An 11,944-nucleotide genomic window follows, 5' to 3' on the forward strand; every position below is an offset into this window, starting at 1 on the left:
ATGCTATCCCATTTTCTTCAGCAGCCAGCCGAAATTTCCGCCGCCGCGCGATACGAGTCCCTGAATCACCAGCTGTTCTACAGGATGCGGACGGCCCATGCCATCGACCCACAGACTTTCTTCGGTCTCGAGCGTGTCTGCGCTGGTGTGGAATTGCCAGTAGCTGCCATCGGGCAGCGAAAGCGTGGCGCCCTTGCCGCTATCCGCCAGCCGAAGCGTGACCTGCGGGCCGAGGTGGAAGCGGATCGCATAGGGCACCTTGCCACGCTTGCCCTTGCGGCCGGAGGGGACCAGCAGGTCCTCCCCGCGCAATTCGCTGCCATCGTCGCGCAGGATCAGGATGCGCTTGTGGAGCAGGCCGAAGCGCTGGGCATAGCCGTCATGGCTCGCCTCGATCCGCGTCGCGCCGCCTTGCTCTGTCTCCAGCTGTCGGCGCGCGACATCGACCGCGCAGACGCCATTGCCGAGCTTGCCGTTGATCAGAACGGCGGTGGAATTGGCGTCGCCCAGCACCAGCGTCGAATGCGCGGCGGTGGCACGCAGGCCCTGCTCGATCCGCGTGGGCACCTGCCCGCCGGCAAAGCCCGCGCCGCCGCAATTGGTAACGAGGCGATGGTCGCCATGGCTGAATTCGAAGGCGAGGGTGGAGGCACAGCCATGCCGCGCATGGCGCGCGAGCGGTGGGGGCGAGGTGTCGAATTGCAGCACTGCCTGGCTCGACCCGTTGCGGGAGGAAATGCGCTGGTATCCCCATTGCCGCGGATCGCGCAGCGGACGGGTGCGCACGCCGCTTGCGCGCACCAGTTCCTGCAACCGCTCCCCGGCAATCGCGCCCGCGCCCTGCCAATTGCCCAGCGTACCGTCCGAATGCGTCAGCGCGAGCAGCGGTGGCACGAGCAGGCCGAGCATGGTGTCGATCGCGGCCGGCGGGTCGAGCCGCAGCGCGCGGTAGCAGGCGGACAGATCGACCAACGCGGCAATCACGTCCATCTGCGCCAGCGGGCTGCGCGACAGCACGCCGCCATCGTCGCCCACCAGCTCTCCCAAGGCGTGTATCAGCCCCGCTTCGCCGAACAGGCGGCGCGGCTTGCCTTCAGGCAGCAGCAGACCGGCAGCTGTGATCGCGCACCAGCCAATCACCTCACCATGACGGTCGTCAGCGCGAGTGACATTGCGGTCGAGCCAGCGCGCCGTATCCGCCACGGCATCGAGAACGGTGGTGCGCTGCTCCTTGTCCTGCTGCGAGAGGACCAAAGGTGCATGGACCAGCCAGCCGAGCAGACGGTGACCCGCATTCTCGACCCGCCATGCCGGGCCCTTGTAGCCCGGCGCGGTATTGGCCTTCATCCAGTCGGCAAGGATGCGCTGCGCCGTGGGCGCGCATTGCGGCAAGGTGCCGCTGGCGGAAAGGTCATGGAGCCAGGTGAAGCCGTGCACCGCATGTTCGAATACCGGGGTCAGCTTGGCGGTCGGCGAGCAGTCGACCTGGCCGATCGGTGCCTTGATGCCGTGGATCAGGAAGTGCCCGGCACGCAGCGCCATGCCCGCCACGCGGTCACCCGCCAGCGGGCTTTCGACCGTGGCGAGCAAATGCAGGCGCACGGGTTTGCGGAATGGGGCGGTCAGCGTGTGGCCCGGCACTCCCAGCCGATAGGCGAGGCGCAGCATGCGCTCACCCGCTCCGATCGCGGGCGGGTTGAAATCGGACAGGGCCAGCTCGCGTCCGGCAGCGAGGCTGGTTTTCTCCGCCTCCTCCTCAAGCTGCTCCGGCGCCTTCTCAACGACCAGTTCCTCATCCCGCACGTCATCGAGCGGAATTGCCATCTGCCTCGGCTCTTCCGCCGTGGAGCTGTCAGAAGCATCGTGCAGGCGGGTGGCAAGATCATCCATGGCTATTCGCCTTTCAGCGCGCGGATATTGGCCGCATATTGCTCCGGCCCGCCCTTGAAGGTGGCGGAACCTGCAACCAGAACATCGGCACCGGCATCGACGCATTGGCGCGCGGTTTCGACGTTCACGCCGCCATCGACCTCGATCATGACGTCAAGCCCGCGCTTGTCGATCATCGACCGGATCGCCTCGATCTTGCGCAACTGGCTGGGAATGAAGCTCTGCCCGCCAAAGCCGGGATTGACGCTCATCACCAGGACCAGGTCGATTTCCTCGACCAGGTAATCGAGCATCTTGGCCGGCGTACCGGGATTGAGCGAGATACCCGCCTTCTTGCCCAGTGCCTTGATCGCCTGCACGCTGCGATGGACATGCGGCCCGGCTTCCGGGTGGACGGTGATGATATCGGCGCCAGCCTCGGCAAATTGCTCGATCCACATGTCGACCGGGCTCACCATCAGGTGCACGTCGAAGGTCTTGGCGCTGTGCGGGCGCAATGCCTTCACCACGCCGGGGCCGATCGTCAGATTGGGGACATAATGCCCGTCCATGACGTCAACATGGATCCAGTCGGCGCCAGCGGCATCGATCGCGCGCACTTCGTCGCCCAATTTGGCGAAATCGGCCGAAAGGATCGACGGAGAGATTAACGGTGTTTTCATGCTGGCTTTTCGCGATACGCCTCGGCGAATCGCCCTACAAGCGGGGGGAAGGTCATTTTCCACACGGGGAAAGTCATTTACCCCCGCTTTTCGCGCAGCTTAGCATCGGCTTCAGCAGACATTCACGGGATCGTACCTATATCGGCGCAATAAACGGGGCCTTTCCCGCAAGAATTAGACAGTTCACAGGACGAACGATGCGCAACGTCATTCACCGCGGCTTGCCCGCGCTTGCCCTTGCCGCCCTTGCGGGCGCGCTGACCGCTGTGCCTGCGATGGCGCAGGTGCAGTTCCGGCAGCAGATCAGCAACGATCCCGCCCGCTGCCGCGGCAACGGGCCGGCGATCCGCGTCAACATCTCCGATATCGAGAGCGCGCAGGGCACGATCCGCGTCCAGCTTTACCGCGGGATCGAATCCGACTGGCTGGAGACCGGCCGCTGGATCTATCGCATGGAGGCGCCCGCCCGCGCCGGGAGCATGAATTTCTGCATGCCAGTGCCGCAACCCGGCACCTATGGCGTCGCGGTGAGGCATGACGTCAACGGCAATGGCAGCACCGATATCCGCACCGATGGCGGCGCGATGTCGAACAATCCCAGCCTCAACATCTTCAACCTCGGCAAGCCGAGCTATACGAAGACGCGTTTCGACGTCGGCAGCGAAGTGGTGACGATCAATATCCGCATGCGGTATTTCTGACGTCACGCCGCTAGTGACGGTGTTCAGCCGCTACGCTTGGCGCGCCACACCCTGAACAGCACGCCGGGTGCGGAGAGCAGCGGATGCTTTTCGCGCCACGGCGTCACTTCCACCTTGACCCCGGTATGCCGCTCCACCTTCCAGGCGGCATAGCGGCCCGCACCGTCGAAAGTGCGCGTGGCGCGCAGCAGGCGGGCGATATTGATCGGCTTGCCGAGGCGGCGGCGGCGCTTCCACCAGCGCAGGGTGCGGCGGCGTTCGGCGGCTGGCAGGCGGGGCACAATTGCCTCGCCCTCGCGCACGAAAGCGATCCCGTCCGCTTCGAGCGCAGCGGGCAGCAACCCCTCGAAATGCGCCGCATTGGTCTCGATGATCGTATTCCCGCGCCCGGGCTTCTCAACCCGAAGCTCCGCCTTGTAGGTCGAGCGGAACAGCGCGCGCCAATAGTCCGCCTCGCTCCCGCGCCCCGGCCCAACCGCCACGGCGAGCCGCGCGGCAGTGCGAGCCGCATGGGCGAGCGCCGACAGCACGGCCTCTTGCGCCCCCCCGTCCTCCGCAAAGACAAGCGCGCAAGGCTGCACGAAGCGCGCCCAGATCGTGGTATCGCGGCTTTCCCCGCGGCAGGCCTCGCCGAACTTGGCGAGCGTCATGGTGGCGATCTTGGCGCGCAGGGTTTCGCCCCCATGCTCCCATTCGCGATAGGAGACGCGCGGCCACATGCCCTTTTCGGCCTCGCCGCCGGTCAGCACGTAATAGTCGATCACCCCTTCGAGCAGGCCGGTGCGCAGGTTCGAGCCGTAGAAGAGCACCGCCTGCGCATCCGCCTCATCGGCAAGGCGCGCAGCGAACTGCGAAATGGCAGGATGGACCTCGCGCGTTTCCACCGCGCCGATCCGCGCGGCGAGATCCTTGCTCACGGAACGATGAAGCGCAGGCGCGGGCCGGGCGTGACGCGATAGGAGCCGGGCGGGAAGGCTTCGCCATCGAGGATAAAGCGATCGCTCACATCGAAGTCGAACGCGTCCAGCCCATGCGTGTGGAAGCCGGCGCGCCGCGTGCCGTCGCCGAAATTGCCGCGAATGATCGCCGGCAGGTGCAGCAGCAGCCGGCGGCGCGAATTGTCGAACAGCGCCATGCGTATCGGCGCGTCGATATCGCGGAAGGGACGCAGTCCGGCCGGGAATGTCTCGAGCGAGGAGGCGAACATAAGAAAGCGTTCTGAGAAGGGCCCGCCGCCGGCATGTTCGATCTCCCAGCCGTCGGGCTTGCGCAAGCGCATGCGCGTGCCGCGCCGCCAGGGATTATCGCGGCCACCGAAGAAGGCCTGCATTGCGCTCCAGACGGCGGTTACCCCGACGGCAGCGGCATTGAAGGCACCGAAATTATGTGCATCCTGGCCCAGGCTGATCGCCTTGCTGAAAGCACCGGCACCCATCACGAAACCGCGCACCTGTGCGCTGGCATTGTCGCGTTGGGACACCACCAGCGGATGGCGGATCACGGCCTGGTCACGGCGTGCAGCATCGAGCGCGTCCGCCAGCGTCCAGCTGTCGGGGATGGCAAGGTCATGCGCCAGCGCATTGGTCTTGCCGCTGGGCAGAAGGATCAGCGTGGGCCAGCATTCGCCGAATGCCGCCGCGCCGCAGGTGAGCACGTCGCGCACCGTCCCGTCGCCACCATCGATGGCGATATAGTCCACCTGCTTGGCGGCATAATCGGCGAGGATGTCGAACAGCTCGCTGCGCTTCGACGGCGAGGTGACCAGGGCCCCCTGCATGTCGGCATGGCGAGCCGAGGCGCCTTCATTGCCATGGCTGTGTGGATTACGGATCAGGCCGACCAGCGGCTCCTTGCGCACGGGTGCGGCCACCGGACCGGAACGGCCGGTTTGCGCGACATCGACCTGAGGCAGGCGGTCGAACAGGTGAATTTCCCCATGCATGACATTCTCGCCTTAACCATGCGCCAAGCGCAAATACCATGGGCTTTGTGTAAAAGCCCGCCGACCTGTCGCTGCATTGCAACATATTCGCCCGGAATGCGGTGCATGGTTACAACAGTGGCACGTAAACACTCTGCGCGGGCTAGATAGGTTCAATTTCGCAACCGACAAGGCCTGCCGCCGACAAGCGCTGGCGCGGAACAGGCTGGCGCGGTAGATAGCTGCGCCATGCTGACCGAAAACCTGCTTTCCGCCGCCCGCGCAATCGAACCGCGCATCACAGCCTTGCGCCGTGCGATCCACGCAGAACCTGAGCTGGGGCTTGAGACGCCCCTGACGCTGGCCAAGGTCCGCACAGAGCTGGCCGACCTGCCCCTGGAATGGCGCGAGGGCACCTCCGCGACCGGCGCGGTCGCCGTGCTCAAGGGCGGCAAGCCCGGCAAGGCGGCGCTGCTGCGCGGCGACATGGACGCGCTGCCGATGCAGGAGGAAACGGGCCTGCCTTTCGCCTCCACCATTGCAGGCCGCATGCATGCATGCGGCCACGACACGCATACCGCCATGCTGGCCGGCGCCGCGCGCATCCTGGCCGACCAGCGCGAGGCGCTGGCAGGCGAAGTGCAGTTCATGTTCCAGCCGGGCGAGGAGGGCTTCCATGGTGCGCGCTACATGATCGAGGACGGGCTGCTGGACCCGCTGCCCGATGCGGCCTTTGCGCTCCATATCATGCCCAATTCTCCCCATGGCGTGCTCGCCGGAAAGCCCGGCGCGATGCTCGCCGCCGCCGACCAGTTCGACATTACCGTGACCGGACGCGGTGGCCATGCCTCCATGCCGCATGACACGCGCGATCCCATCCCCGCCGCCGCCGAGATCGTGCTGGCGCTGCAGGCCATGGTGACCCGCCGCTTTGCCGCTGCCGAGGCGACGGTGGTCACCGTCAGCCAGATGAATGCGGGGACCGCGCATAATATCATCGGCGACACAGCGATGCTGCGCGGCACGATCCGCACGCTTTCCGCCGAACGCCGGCTGGCCGTGCGCGAGGCCATGCGCGAAGTGGCCGAAGGCGTCGCCGCCGCACATGGCTGCAGCGCAAAGGTGGAGATAGCCGAAGGCTTCCCCGTCACGCTCAACGATGCGCGCGCCGTGGACCTCGCCCGCGCAGTCGCTACCGAAATGGGCGGCGCCCAAGGCTGGCACGACATGGCGCATTCGCTGATGGGGGCGGAAGACTTCTCCTACGTGCTGGAGAAAGTCCCCGGCGCGATGCTGTTCCTCGGCGTCGCGGAAGAGGGTGCGGACTGGAAGAGCTGCTGCTCGATCCATTCCAACCGCATGATGGTGGACGAAAGCGTGCTACCCAAGGGCTCCGCCTTCCTCGCGGCCTGCGCGATGAAGTTCCTCGAAGAGGGGTGGGGGTAGCGATCTCCAACCTTCGCGGCGGCGCCTTGCTGCGCGGACCGCGAGCAAGTTCGGCCAAGGCAGAACGCTAGGCAGCCAGGTCCTGCTTGCTGGTAGCGCTGAGGATCCAGCCGGGAACATCGCTGGCCGCAACACCCGCCGCCTTGGTTCCCATCTTCGACAGTTCCGCGAAACGCTGGTTCAGCTCGCCCTCCTGCCCGCTTTCGGCAAAGGCTTGTGCTCCCGTCTTGGCGAGGGCATCGAGGCCGCGTACGCCATCTATGTTATCTTCGGCGAGCAGCCCGCCCAGCGCGGGCAGGCCTGCACGCGCCACGCTGGCAAAGAGCATGTCGGCGGACGGGCGATGGCCGCCCACGGGATCGCGCTCGATCACGTTCAGCACGGGCGCATAGTCGTTTTCGACGACCACATGCGCCGTGTCGCGAAAGGCCAGATAGACTGTGCCCGGGACCAGCATGACATTGCTGCCGGCCTCTTCGATCTTGCAGGCGACGGAGGGGCGTAGCCGGTCCACAGCGCGTTCCACGACATCGGCATCGGCATCGACCAGGATCACCGTCGGCGGGCAATTGGCGGGATAGGCGGCAATGACCTGGCGCACGGTCTCGATACTCTCGCTTCCGCCTGCCAGCACGACCACGCGGCCGTCAGGCTCGAAGCCCGAGGTGCTTGCGCCACCGGCCTCGCCGGACGCCGAGAGGTCGCTGCTAGCGGCTGCGATAATCAGCGCGCCGAGCTTTTCGACCGTGGCATTGAATTCTTCGGGGGAGCTATGGAGCGGCTTGGGGAAGCAATCCACCGCACCCAGCTCGATCGCCTTTTGCGCGGTGCCGGTGCCCTGCTGGGTCACGCTCGACAGCATGATGACCGGCATTGGTTTACTGCCCATGATCTCGGCCAGGAATTCCATGCCGGTCATTCCCGGCATTTCCACATCCAGCGTCAGCACGTCGGGGTTGAGCTCGTCGATCTGGTCGCGCGCCTCGTCGGCGCTGCGCGCGGTGCCGACGACTTCGACGCCTTTCGCCTGATCCAGAATGTCGCAGAAGAGGGCGCGCATAGCGGCTGAATCGTCGACGATAAGGACACGGACGTTGCTCATGTTCATTTTCCCGTTTGCTGGTTCTTGCGACCCGGCGCCAATGGTTACCGGACAGGCAAGCATTAGCGCTCCGGGCACAAACAAATGCCTGAGCGGACATAGGTGTTCGCGCATAGCCGGACCGCAAATCAACGTTGAGCAGCTGTGGTTAATGCCCTGATCGAAGGGTCCGCCTGTGCGGCCGGAGATTGGAAGAACACAGCGATGAAGATTGAGGCTTCGCCCCTGTCGGCGCAGTTCTTCTGCATCAGAAAAGTACGCTTATCTGGATTTGTACGTAAAGCCTCGTGCATTCAATTTCCAGATCATGCTGACATCATGAAAACGTAAAAAGTCTCCAGACAATTGCGCCATAGAATAAATAGTTAGGAAATCCAGATGCTCGATTGGTTTGAAAAGGATGCTCCGATCCGCCAGAAGTTCAGTACGCTGACTTTTATTATAGCTGCGCTATCGGCCGTGAACTTACTCTCTTCTGTTTCTGTCCAGTCCGGCTGGATGGAGGCGAGTATGGCGACCGTGACGACAGCCATTACCGGCGTGCTGTTCCTTGCAATGATCATTGTGGCCAAGGAGCGGATTTGCCGCCCCTATGTGAACACGGTGCTCCGCATGGAAGCCCTTGCCGCGGGCGACACCTCGTCCACCATCGAATACACCGACTACAAGGATTGCGTCGGCCGCATGACAACGGCAATGGCTGTGTTCCGCGACAATGCCATCAAGGTCGACAAGGCTGCCAAGTCGCAGCAGACGGTGGTCGACAATTTGTCCGATGGATTGAGCCGCTTGTCCGGCGGCGACCTTTCCGTCCGGATCGAGACGGCATTCGATCCGGAATACGAAGGGCTGCGCACATCCTTCAACCGCTCGGTCAGCCACCTGTCCGAAATGATCGGAAAGGTTCGCGCATCGGCCAACAGCGTGAGCACCGGCGCGAACGAGATCCGCGCGGCATCCGACGATCTGGCGCTGCGCAACGAGCAACAGGCTGCGAGCCTCGAGGAAACCGCCGCAGCAATGAGCCAGGTCACCGACCTGGTGCGCAAGTCTGCCGACAATGCCGCCGAAGCGCAGGGCTCGATGGTGGAAACCCACCGCCAGGCCACCGATGGCGGCGAAGTTGTTCAGAAGGCGGTTGCCGCCATGGCCGGGATCGAGAAATCGTCGCAGGAAATCACCCAGATCATCGACGTGATCGACGGAATCGCCTTCCAGACCAACCTGCTGGCGCTCAATGCCGGTGTCGAGGCTGCGCGCGCTGGCGATGCCGGCAAGGGCTTTGCCGTCGTCGCCAACGAAGTGCGTGCGCTGGCCCAGCGCAGCGCCGATGCCGCGCATGACATCAAGGAACTGATCAATTCCAGCACCCAGCATGTCGGCCAGGGCGTGGATCTGGTGGGCGAGACCGGCCAGCTGCTGGAAGCGATCGTTTCGCGAATCGGCAACGTCAATGCCCAGGTCAAGGATATCGCGGAAATGGCCGCCACGCAGGCCTCCAGCCTGCAACAGGTCAATGCCTCGGTCAGCGACATGGATCGCATGACGCAGCAGAACGCCGCCATGGTCGAAGAATCGACTGCTGCTTCGCGCAGCCTGGCCGACGAAGCAGGCGAGCTGGGCAGGCTGGTCGAACAGTTCCGTACTACCGCCGGGGACAGCAATGCGGGCTCGTCCGCCAAACCGGCCCTGGTTCTCAAGCCTTTCAAGCCGGCGGCTGCTCGCACCGCGCCGCGCGTGGAAGGCAATCTCGCGCTGAAGAGCACTGACGACGATCAGGATTGGAGCGAGTTCTGAGGACTGCGGACGGGAGAGCCCACATGCAGACGATAGAATTGCCGCCCCAATGCGATCGCGCCGCCGCGGTAGCGCTAAGCGGAGAGCTTGCCGAAGCCCCGGATACGGAGCCGGTGCGGATCGACGCAGGCAAGGTCGAGCGTATTGGCCTCGCCATGCTGCAATTGCTGGTGGCCGCACAGCGATCGGGCGAGGGCATCGAACTCGTCGCCGCATCGGAGGGGTTTCGCGAAACCGTGCAGCTGGCCGGGCTTGATGTGCTGCTGGCGAATGGAGCTGAAGCATGAACAGCGACGATATCCAGAACATCTTCTTCATCGAATGCGAGGAATCGCTGGAAGCCGCCGAAGCCGGGCTGGATGCCTGCAAGGCGGGCACGCAGGATGGCGAGACCATCAATGCCATCTTCCGCGCGGTCCATTCGATCAAGGGTGGTGCGGGCGCGTTCGGCTATGCCGCGCTGCAGGCCTTTACCCATACATTCGAAACACTGCTTTCCGAAGTGCGCGAAGGCAGCGTGGCGCTGGATGCAGAACTGGTAAACATGATGCTGCTGGCACTCGATTGCCTGCGCGACCATGTCGATGCCGCCCGGTCGGGCACCGACGCGCCCGATGACGCGGCGATCATGGCGCGGCTGGAGCAGGCGGTGGAAACCTCGCAGGCGAATGGCGATGCCGGGGCAGCTGCCAAACCGGCTTCCGGGAAAACCCAGGCCGAAGATCTCGATGCCTTGCTCGACGACCTCCTGGCCGCCGAACCGCAGGACGAAGATGCACCGGTCGAGGAAGCACCGGCCGGGGAAGCGGCGGCAACCTGGCAGGTCCATCTGCGCCCGCATGCCGGGGCCATGGCCAATGGCAGCGAACCCATGCTGTGGCTGCGCGAGCTGCGCGGCCTGGGCGGCGAATGCATCGCCTGCGACACCGACAGCGTGCCCCCGCTGGGCGAGTTCGATGTGGCGGAAGGCTATCTCGGATGGACATTCGCCATGCCAGGCGAGGTCACGCACGAGCACGTTGCCGAAATCTTCGACTTCGTGGGAGAGGATTGCTCGATCGCCTGGGGCAGCGAGGAAACTATCCCCCCGCTCCGGCCAAGGCCTGCAGAGCCTGCCGCAGCGGAACCACAAGTTACCGAGGCCGCCGTCGAACCGGCGAAACCGGGCGATTCCAAGGAGGTCGCAAAACCGGCCCCTGCACCTGCGCCCGCGGCCCAGGCAGCACCTACACAATCGATCCGCGTCGATCTCTCCAAGCTCGACACGCTGATCGACGGGGTGGGCGAGCTCGTCATCGCCCAGGCCATGCTGGCCCAGCGCCTCGCCAATGAGAACCTCGCGCATATCGAGGAACTGGCCATGCTCGAAGGACTGGTGCGCGATATCCAGGAACACGCCATGGCTTTCCGCGCGCAGCCGATCGGATCGGTCTTCAGCCGCGTGCCGCGCCTGCTGCGCGAACTCTCTTCCTCCACCGGCAAGCATGTGAAGCTGCAGGTAACGGGCGAGACCACCGAACTGGACAAGACCGTGATCGAGCGGTTGAGCGAGCCGCTCACGCATCTCATCCGCAATGCGGTGGACCACGGGATCGAGGATGCAGAAGAACGGCAAGCGGCAGGGAAGGATCCGGAAGGAACACTCTCGCTCTCGGCGGAACAGAAGGCCGGCCGCATCGTCATTCGCATCGCCGATGACGGGCGGGGCATCGCCGCCGACAAGGTGCTGGCCAAGGCCGTGGCCAACGGGCTGGTCGAGGAAGGCGCGCAGCTTTCGCAGGACGAGATCAACAACCTCATCTTCGCCCCCGGCTTCTCCACCGCCGCGCAGGTGTCCAGCATCTCCGGACGCGGCGTGGGCATGGATGTGGTCCGCCAGAACGTGAAGGATTTGGGCGGGCGGATCACGATTGAATCCACGCCCGGCGCGGGCACGGCATTCGTGCTGGCCCTGCCGCTGACTTTGGCCATTTCGGATGGCATGATCGTGCAGCTAGGCGACCAGTCGCTGGTCATCCCGCTGACCCATGTGGTCGAAAGCCTGCGGCCGCAGCCCGGGGACCTGAAGGGCATGGGCACCGACCGGCAGATGCTGAACGTGCGCGGCCGCTTCCTGCCCGTTGTTCCGCTGGCCGCGATTGCAGGCCGCGACATGGCGACGACCGATCCGTGCGAGGGCGTGCTGGTGATCGTCGAGACCGAAAGCTATGGTCAGGCGGCACTGCTGGTAGATGCCATCACCGATCAGCGGCAATTCGTCATCAAGACCCTCGACACGCATTACCGCGCGGTCGACAGCGTCGCCGGGGCCACCATACTGGGCAATGGCCGCGTGGCGTTGATCGTGGATGTGGACCAGTTGGTCAAAACCGCCAGCGCTATGGATCAAGGCGGCCCCGCAAACCTGTTGGCGGCGGCCTGAGCC

10 protein-coding genes are annotated in these 11,944 nt (G+C 64.8%); 5 read left to right on the forward strand and 5 right to left on the reverse strand.

Translation table 11 applies throughout. The features are described 5' to 3' along the window. Nucleotides 1-3: 3 nt before the first annotated feature. On the reverse strand, nt 4-1,890 hold the full coding sequence (locus tag E5222_RS15130) for a heparinase II/III family protein (protein ID WP_136694634.1): 1,887 nt from the start codon (nt 1,888-1,890) through the stop codon (nt 4-6). A 2-nt stretch (nt 1,891-1,892) separates the two neighbouring features. Further along, a complete protein-coding gene (rpe, locus tag E5222_RS15135; protein WP_136694635.1) occupies nt 1,893-2,552 on the reverse strand; it encodes a ribulose-phosphate 3-epimerase in 660 nt (219 codons plus the stop codon). A gap of 197 nt (nt 2,553-2,749) precedes the next feature. Here rpe and E5222_RS15140 point away from each other — a divergent pair, with 197 nt between their 5' ends. Further along, on the forward strand, nt 2,750-3,253 hold the full coding sequence (locus tag E5222_RS15140) for a DUF2141 domain-containing protein (RefSeq protein ID WP_136694636.1): 504 nt from the start codon (nt 2,750-2,752) through the stop codon (nt 3,251-3,253). A gap of 23 nt (nt 3,254-3,276) precedes the next feature. Here the strand turns inward: E5222_RS15140 and E5222_RS15145 are convergent, their stop codons facing one another. Next, on the reverse strand, nt 3,277-4,170 hold the full coding sequence (locus E5222_RS15145) for a hypothetical protein (protein ID WP_136694637.1): 894 nt from the start codon (nt 4,168-4,170) through the stop codon (nt 3,277-3,279). Further along, on the reverse strand, nt 4,167-5,195 hold the full coding sequence (locus E5222_RS15150; RefSeq protein WP_136694638.1) for a diacylglycerol/lipid kinase family protein: 1,029 nt from the start codon (nt 5,193-5,195) through the stop codon (nt 4,167-4,169). The genes E5222_RS15145 and E5222_RS15150 overlap by 4 nt, the downstream gene beginning before the upstream one ends. Nucleotides 5,196-5,423: 228 nt before the next feature. Between E5222_RS15150 and E5222_RS15155 the strand changes: the two genes are divergently transcribed. Beyond that, entirely contained in the window at nt 5,424-6,620 is a 1,197-nt protein-coding gene (locus E5222_RS15155; RefSeq protein ID WP_136694639.1) for a M20 metallopeptidase family protein, read from the forward strand. A 67-nt stretch (nt 6,621-6,687) separates the two neighbouring features. Here E5222_RS15155 and E5222_RS15160 read toward each other — a convergent pair whose 3' ends face one another. Further along, on the reverse strand, nt 6,688-7,722 hold the full coding sequence (locus E5222_RS15160; protein WP_169053633.1) for a response regulator: 1,035 nt from the start codon (nt 7,720-7,722) through the stop codon (nt 6,688-6,690). A 510-nt stretch (nt 7,723-8,232) separates the two neighbouring features. On the opposite strand from E5222_RS15160, the gene E5222_RS15165 reads away from it, so the two are divergent. Genes E5222_RS15165 through E5222_RS15175 form a run of 3 tightly spaced genes read left to right on the forward strand, consistent with a single transcriptional unit; the run spans nt 8,233 to nt 11,941 of the window. Continuing rightward, nucleotides 8,233-9,519, forward strand: a complete 1,287-nt coding sequence (locus E5222_RS15165) for a methyl-accepting chemotaxis protein (protein WP_246021812.1) — start codon at nt 8,233-8,235, stop codon at nt 9,517-9,519. Between the two features lie 23 nt (nt 9,520-9,542). Next, nucleotides 9,543-9,806, forward strand: a complete 264-nt coding sequence (locus E5222_RS15170) for an STAS domain-containing protein (RefSeq protein WP_136694642.1) — start codon at nt 9,543-9,545, stop codon at nt 9,804-9,806. Beyond that, nucleotides 9,803-11,941: a chemotaxis protein CheA gene (locus E5222_RS15175; protein ID WP_136694643.1), complete on the forward strand. Its 2,139-nt coding sequence runs from the start codon at nt 9,803-9,805 to the stop codon at nt 11,939-11,941. Before E5222_RS15170 ends, E5222_RS15175 begins: the two co-directional genes overlap by 4 nt. The last annotated feature ends 3 nt before the right edge of the window (nt 11,942-11,944 follow it).

This window comes from Alteraurantiacibacter aquimixticola (assembly GCF_004965515.1).
Taxonomy (GTDB): Bacteria; Pseudomonadota; Alphaproteobacteria; order Sphingomonadales; family Sphingomonadaceae; genus Alteraurantiacibacter; species Alteraurantiacibacter aquimixticola.

Excerpts from the sequence above, each read along its gene's own strand:
- E5222_RS15130 (WP_136694634.1), bottom strand. The coding sequence starts at position 1,890 with ATGGATGATCTTGCCACCCGCCTGCACGATGCTTCTGACAGCTCCACG.
- E5222_RS15155 (WP_136694639.1), top strand. The coding sequence starts at position 5,424 with ATGCTGACCGAAAACCTGCTTTCCGCCGCCCGCGCAATCGAACCGCGC.
- E5222_RS15175 (WP_136694643.1), top strand. The coding sequence starts at position 9,803 with ATGAACAGCGACGATATCCAGAACATCTTCTTCATCGAATGCGAGGAA.
- E5222_RS15160 (WP_169053633.1), bottom strand. The coding sequence starts at position 7,722 with ATGAGCAACGTCCGTGTCCTTATCGTCGACGATTCAGCCGCTATGCGC.
- E5222_RS15150 (WP_136694638.1), bottom strand. The coding sequence starts at position 5,195 with ATGCATGGGGAAATTCACCTGTTCGACCGCCTGCCTCAGGTCGATGTC.
- E5222_RS15165 (WP_246021812.1), top strand. The coding sequence starts at position 8,233 with ATGGCGACCGTGACGACAGCCATTACCGGCGTGCTGTTCCTTGCAATG.
- E5222_RS15170 (WP_136694642.1), top strand. The coding sequence starts at position 9,543 with ATGCAGACGATAGAATTGCCGCCCCAATGCGATCGCGCCGCCGCGGTA.
- E5222_RS15140 (WP_136694636.1), top strand. The coding sequence starts at position 2,750 with ATGCGCAACGTCATTCACCGCGGCTTGCCCGCGCTTGCCCTTGCCGCC.
- rpe (WP_136694635.1), bottom strand. The coding sequence starts at position 2,552 with ATGAAAACACCGTTAATCTCTCCGTCGATCCTTTCGGCCGATTTCGCC.